The organism is Candidatus Aquicultor sp. (assembly GCA_036504445.1).
In the GTDB taxonomy this organism is placed as follows: domain Bacteria; phylum Actinomycetota; class Aquicultoria; order Aquicultorales; family Aquicultoraceae; genus DASXVE01.
Genome location: DASXVE010000034.1, coordinates 245653 through 263405, shown reverse-complemented (window position 1 = coordinate 263405; position 17753 = coordinate 245653). Strand labels below are relative to the sequence as shown.

The window sequence follows — 17753 nt, the reverse complement described above, 5'->3', positions numbered from 1 at the left end:
CCGGAGATTCATCTCCGGCTTGATCGGTTATTGTCTAGAATTAGTGCCTATGATTTCTCGTCTTCATCGAGATATTTTGAGAGAACGGCTTCAATACCGCTTATATCGGCAGCCTTACCCTCATCCTCGGCCTGCTGTGCCGTATCGTTTTCAGGTTCGCCGCCATCTACGGCAACATCGTTTGATGTACCTTCGACATCTAGTATCTGGTTCTTACCGGCCGGTTTTGTTGCAACCGGTTCTTCCGCTGCAGCTGCGGGTTCCTCTACTGCGCTTGCCGGTTCGATGATCGTTACCATGCCGAGCGTTGAGCTGCCTGCGGGTTCGGCCTCGCCGGTTTGCTCATTACCAGTCACGGGCGACGCTAGGAGTTCATCTTGTGCCGCTTCCGCCGCCGGTTCTCTTTCTTTGATAAAGGCTATCACAAGCCTAACCATTAAAAACAGAGCGATTAATGATACCACGCCGAATATTACGGCAGTTAAAAGATTGCTATCCATACACCAGCCCCCTATGTTTGTCTTACAGATTATGTTAACGCTAAGAAGTGCGCTTAGCAAGCCATTTCGCACACTACACGCTATTACCGGTGTGGATTTTGATTGTTTTTAGCACAAAATAAATGGGAATACCGAATATGTGTAGGAGCGTGGGAGGTGAACTTGATGAACGTAAACGAGATCATGACAAAAAACCCGGAAAGTGTCCAGGTAACAGACCCAATTGACGGGGTCGCAGCATCCATGCGGGATCTTGACGTGGGCTTTATGCCAATTCTAGACGGTGATATTCTCGTTGGAGTTGTCACCGACCGCGATATAGTTCTGCGCGCCGTCGCAGAGGATCTCGATATCGAAGACGACAGTATTGGCGAGATTATGAGCGGTAATCTGCAGATAGTCTCACCCGACACCGATATTAACGACGCCGCCATGGTTATGGAGCGGTTTAAGATAAGAAGACTTCCTATCGTAGACGATAACGGCGTGCTGATCGGTGTTATCTCACTTGGTGATATAGCGGTACGTACACAAAATATTGATCAGGCCGGGGAAATCCTGGAAGAGGTTTCAGAGCCGGCGCATCCACGGCGGGCTGCGTAATATGCAACGCACGATAATATATAGATTCCAAGATAAAAATCTCTGGGTTTATACCCAGAGATTTTTATCTACTTATTTACTCTTTTGTATCTATTCTTCGGCCTTTGGGCCTTCCTGCTGGTCGTCTTGCGTCGTCGATATCCTGTATGCCAGGTATGCAAAGCCAAGGATGACGACTAAAATCACCAAAGCGACTATTTGCTCTATCGTCACGTGTACCTCCTAAGACCTGATTTGACCGGTTCCTTGTATAACGTATTTCGTAGAGGTGAGTGCTGTCAAGCCCATCGGCCCGCGCGCGTGAAGTTTCTGCGTGCTAATGCCAATCTCAGCACCGAGGCCGAACTGGCTGCCGTCTGTAAAGCGAGTGGATGCGTTCACATAGACTGCCGCAGCATCTACCTGCTGGGTAAACTTTCGTGCCGATTCCAAATCTTCAGTGATGATGGCTTCAGAATGCATCGTCCCGTAGGTGTTGATGTGGTCGATTGCCTGCTGCACCGAATCAACAACCCGCATGGCGATTTTCAGATCGACGTATTCGGTGTACCAGTCTTTTTCGGTGGCTTCGAGCGCCTGCGGCACAAGTTTGCGCACCGTCTCATCCCCCATAATCGTCACGCCGTTTGCCGTAAGATCCGCCGCAACTCGCGGAATAAAGGTATCGGCAGCTGCACGGTTGACGAGCAGCGTTTCGGCGGCATTGCACACGCTCGGGCGCTGGCATTTTGCGTTAATGACGATTCTGTCGGCCATATCGAGGTCGGCGCTTGCATCGACATAGATGTGGCAATTGCCGGCACCGGCCCACAGAACCGGAACGGTTGCCTCGGAGACAACGGCGTGAATCAGCTCGGGGCCCCCTCGCGGCACAAGCAGGTCGACGTAGTGGTCGAGCTTCATAAGCTGTGTCGCCGTGTCTCTGCCCGGTGTGGCGAGCGTCTGGATGGCTTCACGCGGCAGACCCGCTTCGGCTGCGGCGTTAGCGATTACCTCGGTAAGCACCACGTTTGAATTATGCGCCATCGACCCACCGCGCAGAATGATTGCGTTACCGCTTTTTATACAGAGGCTCGCAGCCTCAACCGTCACGTTCGGCCTCGCCTCGTAGATAATAGCGATTACGCCGAGCGGCATCCGTACTTGATGCACATCAAGGCCGTTCGGTAACCTCCACCCTTTGAGCGTCTCGCCGACAGGGTCGGTCAGCACCGCTACATCGTAGAGGCCCTCAGCCATTTCTTTAATGCGTACCGAGTTAAGCATAAGCCGGTCAAGCATCGACGAGTTTATGCCGCGCTCCGCTGCCGCTTCCATATCCTTCTCGTTCGCCGCCAAGATCCGCTCGCTGTTGGCGACAAGCGCCTCGGCCATACTGATAAGCGCGTTGTTCTTCTGTGCAGTATCTAGCGTCGCCATAATTCTCGAAGCCGCCCTGGCTTTTTTACCGATTTCCGCTACTGCGGCCCGTATACTATCAATATCCGCCATCATACGCCTCCTTATCGCAATATTACTAAACAGTCTCTATGAATAACCTCTTCATCTACAAAATCCGGGTATTGTGAGAGGACTTCTGCGCTTTGCAGCCCTTTAATCTGTGTAACTTCTTCAAACGAATAATTGGTGATTCCTTTTGCAAATATTCGACCTTTCAGGTCTTTAATATCGACCGCGTCGCCCCCTTCAAACTGCCCCTCGCTTGCAACAATACCCGCCGGCAACAAGCTTTTACCGCCCCTGATAAGCGCGTTTGCAGCCCCGTCATCTACGGTAATCGTACCGTCAGTGGCTTTACCGAACGCAATCCACAGTTTGTGGGCGCTTAAGCCCTTGGCACGCGGTACGAAAAACGTACCGACGGCTTTCCGGTCCATAATATCTACGAGGATATTTTCTTTGCGGCCGTTGGCGATGAACATTCCTACCTTGCCGAACACGGCAATTCGCGCGGCTTGCAGCTTGGTCACCATACCCCCGGAACCGAAATGCGTCCCGGCGCCCCCGGCCAGCCCGGCAATATCATCCGTAATATCGGTAACCTGATCGATGAGACAAGCATCCTCGCCCTGCTTGCGCGGGTCGCACGTATAAAGCCCGTCGATGTCCGAGAGCAGGACAAGCACGTCGGCCTGAACCAGGTTTGCGACAAGCGCGGCTAACGTATCGTTATCGCCAAACCTGATCTCATCAACGGCGGTAACATCGTTTTCGTTTACAATCGGGACTATTCCCAAATCGAGCAGTGTACTGAGAGCGTTGCGGGAATTGAGATATTGCTGCCGGTGGATGATATCGAATTGGGTAAGTAATACCTGGCCAACCCTAAGGTTGTACTTATTGAAGAGCGTTGCGTATTCATGAAGAAGAAGACCTTGGCCAACGGAAGCCGCTGCTTGCAGCTCGGGAATAGCGGTGGGCCGTGCCTGGAGCCCGAGCCCTTCCACCCCGGCCGCAATAGCCCCCGATGACACGATTATTACCTCGTATCCCCGGCTCTTTAGCCCGGCTAATTGGCTTGTGATGTTTTGCAATTGCACATGGTCGATTTCGCCAGTGCTTTTAGTAATAGTGCTCGTCCCTAATTTAACGACAATTCGACGAGCATTGCGGAAGACATTCAGTCCTTTGCATTAACACACCTCTATGTGAAAAATAATCTAATCTATATTGTAGCACGTTTACGTGGCCTTATGTAATATCGATATGGCAAGCGTTTACGTGGCCGGATACTACGGCTTTTTACTTGCGTTCAAGCAGCGTATGCTATTCATTTGACGGATAGAAATCGAATGTCATATCGCCGATGCTCACAGTATCGCCTTCTTGAGCACCGGCTTCGGCCAGCAAGTCCTCAACACCGATTTTTTTCAGCGTTTGCTGCAGGTGAACAACAGCATATTCATTTTCAAAATCGGTCATGATAACCATTCGCTCAACGTTTTTGCCGTGGACAACCCATACATCGCCCGCGCGCTCAACTGTTATCTCCTGGGGATTCTCCGGCTCGGCAATCTGCTCGGTGAACGATTTTTCAACTTTCTCTTTATGCTCTACCCGGTCGAGCATATCGGCGATTGCATAGACCAACCGGTCCACTCCGGTTCCCACCGCAGCCGATATTGGATAAAACGGCATATCATGCTCCTGCATGTACGCCTCGACTCTTTCGATGTTGCTTTGCGCTTCAGGCAGGTCGATCTTATTGCCTGCAACGATTTGCGGGCGATCGGCCAGATCGGGATCGTAGAGCTCGAGTTCGCGGTTAATCGCTTCGAAATCGTGAATAGGATCGCGTCCTTCAATCGCCGCAAGATCGAGGATATGAACGATAAGACCTGTACGCTCGATATGGCGCAGGAAATCATGCCCCAGTCCTTTGCCTTCATGAGCCCCTTCAATCAGACCAGGGATATCGGCGACGACGAAACTGCGGCCATCCGGTACTCGTACGACACCAAGATTCGGCACGAGCGTGGTAAACGGGTACTCGGCGATTTTCGGCCGGGCCGATGAAACCCTGCTGATAAGCGTCGATTTCCCCGCACTCGGGTATCCCACCAAACCCACATCGGCAAGCAGTTTTAGTTCGAGCATTATCCAGCGCTCATCCCCCGGCTCACCTTTTTCGGCAAATGACGGCGATTTTCGTGTCGGATTAGCAAAGTGCGCGTTTCCCCTACCGCCCAAGCCCCCACGGGCTGCGATGTAACGTTCACCGGGCTCGGTTAAATCGGCGAGCGGGTTACCGTCTTCGTCGCGCACGATGGTACCGGGAGGTACTTTAAGGATAATATCTTGACCGTTTCTACCGTGTTTATTCGACCCTTGTCCGTGCTGGCCTCGCTCCGCCTTAAAATGGCGCGAATAATGGAAGTCCATGAGGGTTCGCAAATTATCATCGACCTCGACGGTAACGCTGCCTCCCCGGCCACCGTCACCGCCGTCCGGGCCGCCTTTGGGAACATAACGCGCGCGGTAAAAACTTGCAACGCCGTTGCCGCCGTTACCGGCCTTTACGAATATTTTTGCTTCATCTATGAACGCGCCTGATGGTTTCACTTAATGCCCTCATTACTTACCCGCAGCGCGTGCCTGCGTTAATGTGCAGCTTTGTTGCCGCCGTATCTTCGCTGCGCTATTCCGTCATTATTCCCAAAACGAATTCCCAAGATAAACCCCTAAACCAAAAAAGCCACAGTTTCCTGTGGCTTTAGCAGCAATATTGTCGAAGTTACTCCTTGACAACCGGCTCGCTGAAAACGCTTACCTTGCGGGTGCCTTTGCCGTTGGTTCCTTCGAACGCTACATACCCATCCATTTTAGCGAAGATGGTGTAGTCGCGGCCAAGCCCAACATTCTGACCCGGTTTAATTTTTGTGCCGCGCTGGCGAATTATAATACTCCCCGCGCTTACACGCTCACCACCGAAAGCCTTAACACCAAGTCGCTTAGACTCGCTGTCGCGACCGTTCCTGGTACTTCCCATTCCTTTTTTATGTGCCATCTATCTCACCTCAACAAAGCTGAAAACTGTAGTCTTGGATTTGAACATCCCGTCTATTATATTGGCCTGCTAAACTTTTGTCAATTGCGTATTGTAAACGCTTGGATAACGAGCAACTAAAACGGAGCCTTATGGAAAGGCTCCGTTACTAAAATACATGTATTAATAGTATCCCTATACCTTACGCGCTGTGTAACGCTATATTCGGTTTGCCAAACTATATCTAGTGCTGCGTATTATGCTGTGTTTTATGCTGCGTTTTCGTCGGTTCCCTGGAGGAACTCGTTGTAGACGATCTTCTCTTCTTGTTCTATCAGAGCAGTGAGGATGGTGTTAAGGCGATTGTAGTCGCGCCTGTATGTTAGATGGGAGCCACCTTGGCAATACGTATCCAAGAACAGAATCAAGACCGCCGATATTTTGGCGATGTCTCGTGTGAACCAATCAAGCGTGCGCTGCAAGCTTAAGTTGTTAAAAGCGATATCACGAAGCCTTGGATAGAGCTCCTCGTTCTCTTTTCTCAAGTGGGCGAGCAATGCCGATTTCACCGAGCGCAATTCCGTGTGGCCTTCCTCGGATTCGACATTAATATTTTTAAGGTGTTCGAACGAGAGCGTTAAATCCAGGTGCTCCGTTCTGAGTTCTTCGATCAGTGTTGACATGTGGCCTCCCCATCGATGTTGTATTCTTTGCTAACTGAAATTAACATCGGCGTACCGGGGTAACTCTTGAGGCCAATTTGGCAGTATTTTGAGGGTATTTGTAAATATTTTGTGACTTGCCGCGCTACGCCTTCGTCCAGGGGCACATGCGATGCTCGATGAAATTTAAAACTTCATAGATGAGAACCCCCATAAGCGCCATTGCAACGATTCCGCCGAACATGTCGGCGTAGTTAAAGCGGCTCCATGCATCCATGATGTAGTAACCGAGCCCCTCCTCAGTAGCAAACGACTCGGCGAAGAAAAGCACGGCTATCGCCGTACCGGAAGCGATGCGAAGAGCGGTGAACATTTTCGGCAGGCTTGCGGGATAGATCGCGTGCTTATATATCTGCCATTTGGTGGAACCCAGCGATTGCATCGAGAGTACGGTTTGGCGCGGGATTTCCCTAGCGGCATCGCGGGTGGTCACTAATATCTGAAAGAACACAATGACGGTAATAAGGACGATCTTGGAGAGATTGCCCAGCCCCAGCAACAATAAAAGAATCGGTAAAAAGACGATTTTCGGGATTGGGTACAACACGAACACAATCGGCCCGAAAAAGCGGTCGAGCCACTCTTCCCTGCCCAAAATCAGGCCGGCTGGAAGTGCGAGCGCCACACCGGCGATTATACTCACGCATACACGGTACAGGCTGACAAGAAAGTGCCATGAGAGTTCCCCCGGCACCAAACGGAAGAAGTCGGCAAATACGGTGATCGGTGACGGCAACGCTTCCATATCAATTGCGAGCGAAATCCCTAACCAGATTATGAGAAGTGCGATTGTTGCGCCGACATAGCCCTTGAATTTATCCAACGCATACGCCGCCCTTTAAAAGCCCTCGCAAACGGGCACAGTGATCGAAAAATCCCAGCGAGTTACGGTAATCGATACCGCCCATCTCGTCATTGGTTACCACATCGGTGATACTCCCGGGGCTTCCGCCCATAACGGCTATCCTTTTTCCTAAGAACGCCGCTTCTTCAATGCTGTGCGTGACCAGAACTATGGAGATTGACGTGCCCCGGTCGCGCCGGATATCGAGTACGGTATTTTGCAAATCCTCGCGGGTTAAGGCATCGAGCGATGAAAACGGCTCGTCCATTAAAAGCAGGTCGGGCTCGAGCGCAAGCGAGCGCGCTATGGCCACACGCTGGCGCTGCCCTCCGGAGAGCTGCCCCGGATACCGGTCGCGCATCTCCCAGAGCCCGAGACGCTTTAGGATGTCTTCGACATGCTCGCGCACATCCGGTTTAGGCACATGCCGCACTTGAAGTCCAAGTGCGGCATTGTTAAATACTGTTTTCCAGGCAAACAACCCAAAGTCTTGCAAGATAAGCGCGGTCTGCCGGCGCCGGCCGACTACCGGCTCGCCGTTTATGGTTATGGTGCCCCGCGTTGGCGCAATCAAGCCGCTAAGCGAATAGAGCATGGTTGACTTGCCGCATCCCGATGGGCCGATAATCGCAAGTGCATCGCCCGCCGGGATGGTAATGGTAACGCCATCGATTGCGGTTACGCTCCGGCCAAACCCTGTATAATCAACGCCGAGGTCGGTAATCTCTATTGTCGACACTACTAGGGTTTGACCTCCTTGTTGACGATGTCGTCATAGGTGAGGCCGGGTTTAATAATCTTCTTTGTTTCCATCCACTTGAGCAGCCTGTCGACATCGGCCTTTGCCGGAAGCTGTGCCGTCGGATAGGTATTGATTTTATATGTCTTGGCGATCGGTGCCGGGAGTTTCGCTTTATCAACAAGCAACTGGCGATACGCATCCGGGTTCTCATTAATGAGTTTTACCGCATCGTTTTGAGCGGAGAGCATGCTCTTAACCGCGGCTTTATTAGCATCAATAAAGTCATTTCTAAAGATGAGAACAACCTGCGAGAGGTTTGCGCCCTTAGTATCGTCGATGATAACACGCGCGCCCTTGCTTACGGCAAACGAAAGAAGCGGATCGGGCAATGAAGCTGCCCTTACCTGCCCGTTCACCAGGGCATCAACGCGAACCGGCATGGCTTTTATCTCAACTTTTCTAATGTCGGTGTCCTTGAAGCCTTTGCTTTTAAGAAGTTCGTCGACAGTGTACTCGATGATCGTGTTGCTCGATATGGCAATCGGCACACCTTTGATCTGGTCGACGGTTTTAAGATCGGTTGCCTGCGGCGGCACGAGAATACCGAAGCGCCCCTCAGCCGGTGTCGCACCAAGCAGAACGCTTACGACGGAGATATCCGTACCGCTTTGCTTAAGCGCACCCACCGCAACCATATCGCCAACGGCGGCGTCGATCTGGCCCGCTTGCAGCGCGGCATCACGCTCTTGTGCGCTTTTAAACACCGTGAGCTCGATATCGAGGTCTTTATCTTTAAACAAACCTTTTTGCTGGGCAACAAAGATTGGAAGTGCGTCCTCAATCGGCAATGTCCCGACCCTAACTTTTACGACTTGATTTTTCGCTTGCGTGGTAGAGCTGCTATTCGCCGTAGATGATTGTGTGCCTTGCTTGGCACACCCCGCTCCTATTACCATAAGTGCGAGAATAACCAGCCCTGCAATAATTCGCTTCATTCATTTCCCCCTTAAAGTATTGCGTCGAGTGTATGGATGCACGGCGTGTATGCCTCATATTGTACATATGTGAACGGTTTGTCGCTACAAGGATATTAGCATAACTGATACACGCGTGTAAGTGGAATATATGCGGTGTAAGCGGCCATAATTTCCAGCAATGCAACTGCTACCGTTCGAGTATCCGCCCTGTTCGCCTGCTGCTAAAAAGTTTGAGCGCTTCAAACCAGAGCACGCTGGCGAGACCGGCGGCCAGTGAAATTGCCAGATCGTTGAGGTGCAACGGCGCAAAGCGGAAGAGGCTGCGCAAAAACGGCACATACAAGACAAGGCTGAGGAAGACGACAGCGCCGCCGACCACCCACCACAGCGCTGCATTCGGTGACCGGAGCGTGGCAAGAATGCTTCTAGACCACGACCGGTTGGTTAAAATAAGTGCGAGGTTAGCAAATATGAGCGTGGTAAATGTGAGCGCCCGGGTATCCGTCTCGCCGTGCCCGAGGTACAGTGCAATACGATAGACCGCCAGCACGATTAAAAGCACGCTTATCCCCTGCAAAATACTGATACTTATGAGGCGAGAGCCAAACAGCGGCTCTTTGGGATCGCGCGGCGGCCGGTCCATAACATCGGCTTCCTCGGGCTCGGCTTCAAATACGACCGAGCTGGCAGGATCGATAATGAGCTCTAGGAAAACGATGTGAACCGGTAGGAGTACGAGCGGCATATCGAAAAGCACCGGTATTAGCGACATACCGATAATCGGCACGTGAACGGCAAAGATATAGGCCAGCGCCTTGCGGATATTATCGTAGATGCGCCGCCCTAGCTTTACTGAGCGCACGATCGACGCAAAATCATCATCAAGAAGAACCAGCGATGCGGCCTCGCGGGCCACGTCGGTGCCCCGGCCACCCATCGCAACACCGATGTTAGATGCTTTGAGCGCCGGCGCATCGTTTACACCGTCGCCGGTCATGGCTACAATCTCGCCGTTCGCTTTAAGCGCGCTTACGATTCGAAGCTTCTGCTCGGGCACGACACGCGCAAAAATATTAACCGTCTCTATTCGCCTCTCGAGCTCGAGCTCATCCATGTCGGCGAGCTCCATTCCGGTAATATACTCGTCAACGCGTTGCAAACCGATCTCGCGGGCAATGCTTTGGGCTGTGCCCGGATAATCACCGGTAATCATAACGACACGCATCCCGGCGTGATAGCACTCTTGGAGCGCCTGCGGTACCGTCGGCCGTATCGGGTCGGCCAGGCCAATCAAGCCAAGGCATCTAAAATCAAAATCATGCTGCTCTGCGGGAAATTCCACGCCTTTAAATGTTGCTTCGGCAACACCGAGTATCCGAAGCCCTCTGTTTGCCATGTCACCGATACGCTCGTTAAGGTTTTGTATCTGAGCTTTCGTAAAATGACACAAATCGGCAATCGCCTCGGGCGCCCCTTTTGCAGCGATAATGTACTCATCACGGTTTGGTGAGCGCCAGACGTGCGAGAGCGCCATGAGTTCGCGCGAGAGCGAGTATTCGTGCGCCAACGTCCAGTCGCTATGGAGGTGCTCGGTATGGGCAAGATAATAGTCGCCAAGCTCTTTAAAAGCCCGCTCCATCGGGTCGAACGGCTGTATTTCGCTTGCAAGAATACTGAACTCGATAATCTCATGGAACTTTTCCGGTAGCTCATGCTGTGCGTAATCGACATCGTAGAACTCTCCACCGGCGAAAATACGCTTCACGGTCATGCGGTTCTGTGTGAGCGTCCCGGTTTTATCAACACACAGCACGGTGGCTGAGCCGAGCGTTTCTACCGCAGGGATCCTCCGTGTAAGCACGCGACTTTTTGAGATGCGCCACGCGCCGAGCGCAAGAAACACGACAAGAACGACAGGGATTTCTTCCGGGATTGTAGCCATAGCTAGAGTGATGCCGGCAAGCAGCGCGTTCATCCAATTATGCCTGGTAAGGCCATACGCCGCAATAACAAGTATCGCGAGCGATAATGCTATGACCGCGAGTGTGCTGACCAGCCGGCCGGTCTTTTGCTGCAGCGGCGTGTTCTCGGGTTCGAGCTCTCGCAGGGCTTTTCCTATCCTGCCGATTTCAGTATGCATCCCTGTTGCGAGCACCCGGGCGATCCCCTGCCCTTGCACAAGAAGCGTCCCGGAATACACGAACGGCAAATCTTCGCCGCCCGGTCTGGTAAGCTCCATCGTACCGTCCCAGGGAACTTTGCGCACGGACACCGATTCGCCTGTTAACAGCGATTCATCTACTAAGAGATCGTTCGCGGAAAGAAGAACGGCGTCGGCCGGTACCCTATCGCCTTCTGTAAGAATTAAGACGTCATCGGGGACAACTTCTCTTCCCGCGATTCGCTGTTCACGGCCGCCCCTGATTACGAGCGCTCGCGGACTTGAAAGATCGCGGAGCGCCTCCAGGGCGCGCTCGGTTTTCCGCTCTTGGTAGAGCGTGATTCCCATGACGACAAAGACAAAAGTCAGCAGGAGGAGCGCTTCTTCTACATCGCCCACCGCGAGGTAGATAATACCGCCCGCGACAAGCAATAAGAACATCGGCTCGCGAAGAACATCGAGAGCGATTTTGAAGATGCTGCGGGTTTGAGACGATGGAAGTTCATTGTAGCCGTATGTATGTAACCGCTGCTCTGCGTCTTGTTGTGTTAAGCCTGTAATTTCAACGTGATCTTCATTAGGCATCATATTAAGCCCTTCAAACGGCGGCATAGCAAGATTATAGGTCTGATTTCACAATTTTATCGCACAGGTTGCATGCAGACAACATCAAAATAATTACCATATCTCTATTATGTCTGGCAGAAACAGGTCGTAACACGCAACCAGTATGTATTCCTCGATCAATTCACACATCTTACGCTTACCCGCAATGCTGCCAATATATTGTTAATCCTGCAGATTACTCGTATAATAGGTATGGTAAGCTTATGTCTAATCAGTGCTTTGTAGCGCACGTTTGGAATTAACTATGATGAGTTACAAGAATGCCTCAGACCTCAAACTAGCCATCATCGTACCGGCATACAACGAGGCGCAAGTAGTATGTCAAACCTTAAGCTCAATCCCCAGGGAATACGCTGGGGTCTCCGAAACAAGAATCGTAGTAATAGATGATGGTTCAACCGATGCAACATCGACGGAAATCCGGCGCCTCGATTACGTGGTGCCGCTTCGCCATGTTATCAATCGAGGCCTTGGCGGTGCTCTTAGGACCGGAATGGAGTGGGCCCGCCGCTGGGGTGCGGACATCGCCGTTACCTTCGATGCCGACGGCCAGCTAAACCCTAACGACATCCAGCGCGTTATCCAACCTCTCATAAACCGTGAAGCCGACGTTGCTATTGGAAGTCGTCTCCTCGAAGCTAAGGATATGCCGTGGTACAGAATCGTGGGCAACTGGGGGTTAAATATTATTACCTACGTTCTGTTTTCCGTATGGACGACCGACTCGCAATCCGGCCTGCGTGCTTTCTCTTCTAAAGCGCTTGAAGCCATCCACCTGATATCTAATCGAATGGAAGTCTCATCGGAAATAATTGCAGAAATTGGCCGTAACAAGTTGAGAATTGAGGAAATCCCGATAGACTGTATCTATAACGAGTATTCGCTGTCTAAAGGTCAAAGTAATAGTAATGGTATTAATATAGTTCTCAATCTGTTTTTTAGGAAGGTATCGCCTTAAGTGATAATCAAGATACTCGCGTCATTATTCGCCCTGTATGCATTAAGCAGAGTATATATCCGCTACAGGAAACGCACCGCTTCCATCGCCGAAGTCGCAGTATGGGCTCTTATCTGGTTCGGCATCATTGTCATCGTAATGGCGCCAAACAAAACCAATAGTATCGCCCACCTGGTTGGTATGGGTAGAGGTTTCGATGCGCTCGTATTCGTAAGTATGCTCGCTGTGTTCTATGCGCTTTTTAAAGTTACCGCTAAATTGAAGCAGATAGAGCAAGAGATGACGCAGCTCGTGAGTGAAATCGCGCTCTCAATCGGTCCGGCAAACAACCCCGTCAAGAAAGATAATGCAAGATAAGCGACCGTCGGAAATGGTGAGGAAATTGTTGCATGATTATAAAAGAGACGGTATCGGGGCAAGATCGAATATGCTGCAAGCGGATTATTGGCGTAACAACAAAGAGGCATGGGCCGTAACCGCGCTCGTCGCATTTGCGCTGGCTCTACGGCTCGGTTTTATGTCGGTCAACGGGCATATCAATCTCAATAGCGACGACGCCAACTATATTACCATGGCGCGCCAGCTTCTTCACACGGGAATTCTAGGTTATGCCGGCAATGGTGTGCCAAACGCGGCGGTAATGCCCGGTTATCCACTTTTCCTCGCGGCGCTTCTTTTTGTCGGCTCGCTTAACCTCGTCGTCTTCGTGCAGGTTATATTGAGCACTATCACCGTACTGTTCACGTACCTCATCGGCCGCCACGTCAGCCATCGGGTCGGGCTGCTTGCGGCGTTGCTTTACGCGATCTATTATCCCGCCCTGTGGATGAACAGCATCGTTATGACCGAAGTCCTCTACGCCACCCTATTCGTTATATTTACCTATGTATTTATTAGGGCTCTGAATCAGCTGTTCTCGTGGGTATGGGTCGGGTTGTTACTCGGAATGCTTGCGCTGCTTCGACCCGAGGCCATAATTGCACCGCTGTTTATTAGTTTTCTTATGTTCTGGCGAATGGATAAGCAGGATCTCATAAAGGGTTTAATTATTATGTATGTGGTTGTTGTCGCAGTTCTGACACCGTGGTGGGTGCGCAATTATCTACTCTATGACGCGTTTGTTCCATTTTCCACGGAGGGCGGAAAAGTACTGCTTGAAAGCACATACTATCCCGAAGTGCCATACGTATTTTTGCCCGATGGAAACGGTGAACTCTCGACGGACGCACTGAGGGCAAGTACGGCCAAACAAAGGATGCTTGCCGAGCTACGGACCGGTCCCGGTCACTTTATTGAATATATGACTTGGGAAAAATTCACCCGTTTATGGTATCAGCCGTATATTCAAACAGTGCGCTCGCCGGCCGAAGGAGAGCTCTCAAGCATCTACCATATTCTTCTATTCTGGCTCTGCTTCGGTGGAATCGCCTGGGCACTCATAGAACGGCGCGTGGTGACATGCGCTATTATGACGTTTTTTGCAACCTTTACGCTGCTCCATATTGTTACAACGGTCGGCTTGCCGCGTTATATGGCGCCGATGATCCCCCTCGGCTGTATACTCGCCGCCTTGTTCGTTGTGGCTGCGCTTGAGCACTTTTTTGGTGAGCGATTTGCGGCAAATGCAGGCGTTAGTGAGTAAACCTTTACTTAGTAGCGCAACAAAAAGCGCTGGAATCGTGTCCAGCGCTTAAAAAAGCCTGATAAAAATACGTTTCGAACGTTAACCGGATTTTGACGAGCTGCTAGAAGTCCCCGTTGATTTCGTTAAGCTCGGCAAGCGTAAAGACCGGCCCGTCTTTGCAGATATATTTAGAACCGATATTGCAGCGCCCGCATAAACCCACGCAGCACTGCATTTTACCCTCGAGCGTGGTTACGATCTGATCCGGTTGGAAGTTGAGCGCCGTCAAGTCTTGCAGGACGAATTTAATCATGATCGGAGGCCCACACATGATCGCAATCGAGTTCTTAGGCGATGGCTTAACCTCTTTAAGCAGCGCACCGACAACACCTACCGGACCGGTCCAGGAATCGTCACCGCAATCAACCGTGGTGTGAAACGCCATATCTTTTTCGTTTTTATAGCGCTCGTATTCCCACCTGAAGACCAGGTCTTGCGGGCTCCTTGCGCCATAGAAAAGCGAGATCTTGCCGTAATCGTCGCGGTTATCGAGCGCATAGTTTAAGACGCTTCGAACCGGCGCCAAAGCAATACCGCCGGCCACAATAACCAGGTTTTTGCCCTTCCACTGCCCGATGGGAAAACCGTTTCCGTAGGGGCCGCGTACACCGATTTTGTCACCCGTATGCAACGTGTGAATCATATCCGTTAAAACACCGCAGCGTTTAATGCTGAACTCCAAATAATCGCGAACAGTCGGGCTCGAAGTGATCGAGATGACCGACTCGCCGATACCGAACACTGAAAGCTCGGCTACCTGGCCGGCCTTCTGCCTGAAGTTTTCCCAGGCCTGCTCGTCGTCTATCTTGACCCGAAATGTTTTTACATCGGACGTCTCCTCGATAACCTCGAGAATCGTCGCCGTATGCGGCATCATAATGTTGGGCTTCATTGTAGTTTCAACGCTAGACATCCGAACCAACCCCCGTCTTGCTGGATTTACCGCCGACCGGCACATCGCAGGCTTCAAGCTCTTCCGATTCGCTCGGCAGCTCGGCCTTAAAATCTAGATGCTCGCTGCTCGTGGCATGAAACGATTTTTCTAGAAACTCGCGCAGGTCGTATGATACCGGACAGCTGCGGATGCAGCGACCGCATCCCACGCAGCTGTATTCGCCCGTGTTTGCGACAAAATAGCTGAATTTATGAAGCATGCGCTGCCTCATACGTTTCCAGTGCTGATCGCGCGGGTTGTGCCCGCCGGCAGCACGGTTGTACTGGAAGAACATGCACGAGTCCCACCTGCGATAACGCTCGCCTTGCTGCACGCTGCCCTCGTCGCGAACATCAAAGCAGTAGCAGGTCGGGCACAGGAACGTGCACGCGCCGCAGCTTAAGCATTTCTCGGAAAGCGAGTTCCAGAATGCCTCGTCGGTAAAGAGGCCGTCGAGCGCCTTGGCGTCGGGCACCCGCATTTTCTTTATGGACTCCGCGACTTCATCGCTGGTTTTTCGAGCGGCAGCTTCATCATCGGCTTTCGCATCGCTGAGAAGACCCTTGCCCGCTTCAAGCATCTTCTCGCCGGTTGAGGTAAGCGCTTCAACGAGATATTTGTCGCCGAGATCTATCATGTAGACATCGCCCGCTCTCTCTGCGGGTGAGCCGCCGACAGATGTGCAGAAACAGGTCTTACACGCTTCGGTGCAGCCCACGGTAATCACCGCGGTCTGCTTGCGGCGCTCGGTGTATTTAGCTTCCGGCATCTCCGACTCGACAAATACTTTGTCGGTTAGCGCAAACGCTCGCGCATCGCACGGGCGGATGCCGAATATCACCTTTGCGGTCTCTTTTACCGGTGTTTCCGTAACTTCAACGCCGCTCTCGCCTGTGCTATAAGTGAGAAGCTTCTCGACTTGCTTAAATATGATGCCTTTTGGCGGGACGTCCGTGCGCACGTCAAGCGCAGGTGACTGCCCCGTTTTGACCGGTTTAAACGATGAACTGCCCGAGCCTTCCACCGGAGCGAAAACCTCATATCGAGCGACTAGTTTATCTATCCAGGACTGTAAATTCCCGGCGGGTAAAATTTTAGCTGCCATCTTTTACAGTTCCTCCTTTTGGAAGGTTTCAAGGGGCGGACGTTCATCGGCCTTATCCCCTACCTCAAAATTAAACAACTTACGAACCGCACCTCCTACCTGCTTGTGAAGCAGTGTCAGCGGAATGTCGACCGGGCACGCGCGCTCGCACGCGCCGCACTCGATACACCTGCCCGCTACGTGCATCGCCCGCTGGGCGTGAAACATCAACGCTTCCATCGGGTTTACTTGCGAGCCCGTCCAGCGCTCGCGAAGCGACTGCACAGCACAGTTGTCGCGACAGTAACATACCGGACAGCTCTCACGGCAGGCATAGCAGCGGATGCAACGGTCGAATTCTTTTGCCCAAAACTCGCGCCACCACGCCCAATCGGCATCTTCCGGCACTTCAAAGCTAACTTCTGTCGTGACGGGTTTCGCCGTGTCACCGACCATTTCATCGGCAAACGAGGTACCTTTTTGCTCGCAGGATGCGCACGCGTCCATTGCAACTTTGGTAAAGCGCACGCGTTTGGCCCCGCCTTCACCCTCGATTACGATGGTATCGCCCTCAAGATATGCAGCGGTTGCCTCATCGATCGAGCCGGCTTCTTTTTCAAGCTTGACCGGATCGACGATACCCTGGCAAGCGATCCCGATAATATAAACGTTGTCGCGGCTGATTTTACCTTCCGCGAGAAGCGCAACGATCGAGCCCGCTTCGCACGGTTTGGCGAAAATCGCAACCTTGCTATCCTTCATCCTCGGCAAATACACCGCGAGGTTGTTATAGCAAAACGGATTGAATACCAGTTTCTCGGCCCCGTCGGCGTCGCGGGCGAACTGGGGTGTGGCTTTTGCCGGGTTCCATCCCCCGCCCCAGCCGATTACCGCCGTTACTTCTCCCTTTTCCAGGAGCTCTTTTGCTTTTTGGCGAATTGTCTCTTCAAGCGTGCTCATACCGCTCATTTACGCCTCAGCCCCCTCTTTCGCCCCGTCGATTTCATTCATGAGCTCGGGGTCGAGCATCATAAAGACCGAACGGTCGAATTTACCGACCTTAGCCAGGCCTTCGACAAATGTTTCGACTTTTTGTTTCATCTCTTGGCCTTCGGAGGCCGAGATCCACGTATAGTAGAACCGTTCAGGTTCAATACCCAAAACCGGGATTATTTCGTTTAGTAGTGCGAGGCGCCGCCTCGCGTAGTAATTGCCCTCTCGATAGTGGCAATCCCCGGGGTGTCAGCCGGACACCATGACCCCGTCCGCCCCATCCAGCAACGCTTTGAGGACGAACATCGGGTCCATGCGCCCCGTGCACGGGATTCGCACGATCCGCAGATCGGTTGGAATCTGAAGCCTCAGGTTTCCCGCCAGATCTGCGCCGGCGTAGCTGCACCAGTTGCAGAAAAACCCGACGACTTTCATTTT

Annotated in this window: 19 protein-coding genes; 4 read left to right on the top strand and 15 right to left on the bottom strand. The window is 52.0% G+C overall.

Going from position 1 to position 17753, the window contains the following annotated elements:
- Nucleotides 1-47: 47 nt before the first annotated feature.
- Nucleotides 48-500 carry a hypothetical protein gene (locus VGK02_12395; protein HEY3375837.1) on the bottom strand — a complete coding sequence of 151 codons (453 nt, stop codon included), beginning with the start codon at nucleotides 498-500 and terminating at the stop codon, nucleotides 48-50.
- A 165-nt stretch (nucleotides 501-665) separates the two neighbouring features.
- Between VGK02_12395 and VGK02_12390 the strand changes: the two genes are divergently transcribed.
- Entirely contained in the window at nucleotides 666-1103 is a 438-nt protein-coding gene (locus VGK02_12390) for a CBS domain-containing protein (GenBank protein HEY3375836.1), read from the top strand.
- Nucleotides 1104-1193: 90 nt separating this feature from the next.
- Here the strand turns inward: VGK02_12390 and VGK02_12385 are convergent, their stop codons facing one another.
- The 10 genes from VGK02_12385 to VGK02_12340 all read right to left on the bottom strand — a co-directional run bounded on the left by VGK02_12385 (nucleotide 1194) and on the right by VGK02_12340 (nucleotide 11623).
- A complete protein-coding gene (locus VGK02_12385; protein HEY3375835.1) occupies nucleotides 1194-1316 on the bottom strand; it encodes a hypothetical protein in 123 nt (40 codons plus the stop codon).
- Between the two features lie 9 nt (nucleotides 1317-1325).
- On the bottom strand, nucleotides 1326-2597 hold the full coding sequence (locus VGK02_12380; protein ID HEY3375834.1) for a glutamate-5-semialdehyde dehydrogenase: 1272 nt from the start codon (nucleotides 2595-2597) through the stop codon (nucleotides 1326-1328).
- Nucleotides 2598-2605: 8 nt separating this feature from the next.
- The gene (gene proB, locus VGK02_12375) at nucleotides 2606-3700 is read right to left on the bottom strand and encodes a glutamate 5-kinase (GenBank protein ID HEY3375833.1); all 1095 of its coding nucleotides are present in this window, start codon (nucleotides 3698-3700) and stop codon (nucleotides 2606-2608) included.
- Between the two features lie 169 nt (nucleotides 3701-3869).
- The gene (gene obgE, locus VGK02_12370) at nucleotides 3870-5165 is read right to left on the bottom strand and encodes a GTPase ObgE (GenBank protein HEY3375832.1); all 1296 of its coding nucleotides are present in this window, start codon (nucleotides 5163-5165) and stop codon (nucleotides 3870-3872) included.
- Nucleotides 5166-5337: 172 nt separating this feature from the next.
- Entirely contained in the window at nucleotides 5338-5610 is a 273-nt protein-coding gene (rpmA, locus tag VGK02_12365; protein ID HEY3375831.1) for a 50S ribosomal protein L27, read from the bottom strand.
- 248 nt (nucleotides 5611-5858) lie between these two features.
- Nucleotides 5859-6272, bottom strand: coding sequence for a hypothetical protein (locus VGK02_12360; protein HEY3375830.1), 414 nt, complete (start codon nucleotides 6270-6272; stop codon nucleotides 5859-5861).
- A 124-nt stretch (nucleotides 6273-6396) separates the two neighbouring features.
- Entirely contained in the window at nucleotides 6397-7134 is a 738-nt protein-coding gene (locus VGK02_12355; GenBank protein HEY3375829.1) for an ABC transporter permease, read from the bottom strand.
- On the bottom strand, nucleotides 7127-7894 hold the full coding sequence (locus VGK02_12350) for an ABC transporter ATP-binding protein (GenBank protein HEY3375828.1): 768 nt from the start codon (nucleotides 7892-7894) through the stop codon (nucleotides 7127-7129). Before VGK02_12350 ends, VGK02_12355 begins: the two co-directional genes overlap by 8 nt.
- A 2-nt stretch (nucleotides 7895-7896) precedes the next feature.
- A complete protein-coding gene (locus VGK02_12345; protein ID HEY3375827.1) occupies nucleotides 7897-8892 on the bottom strand; it encodes a MetQ/NlpA family ABC transporter substrate-binding protein in 996 nt (331 codons plus the stop codon).
- A gap of 169 nt (nucleotides 8893-9061) precedes the next feature.
- Nucleotides 9062-11623, bottom strand: a complete 2562-nt coding sequence (locus VGK02_12340; GenBank protein HEY3375826.1) for a cation-translocating P-type ATPase — start codon at nucleotides 11621-11623, stop codon at nucleotides 9062-9064.
- A gap of 283 nt (nucleotides 11624-11906) precedes the next feature.
- Between VGK02_12340 and VGK02_12335 the strand changes: the two genes are divergently transcribed.
- Genes VGK02_12335 through VGK02_12325 form a run of 3 tightly spaced genes read left to right on the top strand, consistent with a single transcriptional unit; the run spans nucleotide 11907 to nucleotide 14262 of the window.
- Nucleotides 11907-12620 carry a glycosyltransferase family 2 protein gene (locus VGK02_12335; GenBank protein HEY3375825.1) on the top strand — a complete coding sequence of 238 codons (714 nt, stop codon included), beginning with the start codon at nucleotides 11907-11909 and terminating at the stop codon, nucleotides 12618-12620.
- On the top strand, nucleotides 12621-12977 hold the full coding sequence (locus VGK02_12330; GenBank protein HEY3375824.1) for a DUF2304 family protein: 357 nt from the start codon (nucleotides 12621-12623) through the stop codon (nucleotides 12975-12977).
- On the top strand, nucleotides 12967-14262 hold the full coding sequence (locus tag VGK02_12325) for a glycosyltransferase family 39 protein (protein ID HEY3375823.1): 1296 nt from the start codon (nucleotides 12967-12969) through the stop codon (nucleotides 14260-14262). Before VGK02_12330 ends, VGK02_12325 begins: the two co-directional genes overlap by 11 nt.
- Nucleotides 14263-14365: 103 nt before the next feature.
- Here VGK02_12325 and VGK02_12320 read toward each other — a convergent pair whose 3' ends face one another.
- From VGK02_12320 to VGK02_12305, 4 genes are read right to left on the bottom strand one after another with little or no spacing between them, the layout of a single operon-like run.
- On the bottom strand, nucleotides 14366-15217 hold the full coding sequence (locus tag VGK02_12320) for an FAD/NAD(P)-binding protein (protein ID HEY3375822.1): 852 nt from the start codon (nucleotides 15215-15217) through the stop codon (nucleotides 14366-14368).
- Nucleotides 15210-16343, bottom strand: coding sequence for a 4Fe-4S dicluster domain-containing protein (locus VGK02_12315; protein HEY3375821.1), 1134 nt, complete (start codon nucleotides 16341-16343; stop codon nucleotides 15210-15212). Before VGK02_12315 ends, VGK02_12320 begins: the two co-directional genes overlap by 8 nt.
- A 3-nt stretch (nucleotides 16344-16346) precedes the next feature.
- Nucleotides 16347-17291: a 4Fe-4S dicluster domain-containing protein gene (locus VGK02_12310; GenBank protein HEY3375820.1), complete on the bottom strand. Its 945-nt coding sequence runs from the start codon at nucleotides 17289-17291 to the stop codon at nucleotides 16347-16349.
- Nucleotides 17292-17750 carry a hydrogenase iron-sulfur subunit gene (locus VGK02_12305; protein ID HEY3375819.1) on the bottom strand — a complete coding sequence of 153 codons (459 nt, stop codon included), beginning with the start codon at nucleotides 17748-17750 and terminating at the stop codon, nucleotides 17292-17294. It abuts the gene before it with no gap.
- Between the last annotated feature and the right edge of the window lie 3 nt (nucleotides 17751-17753).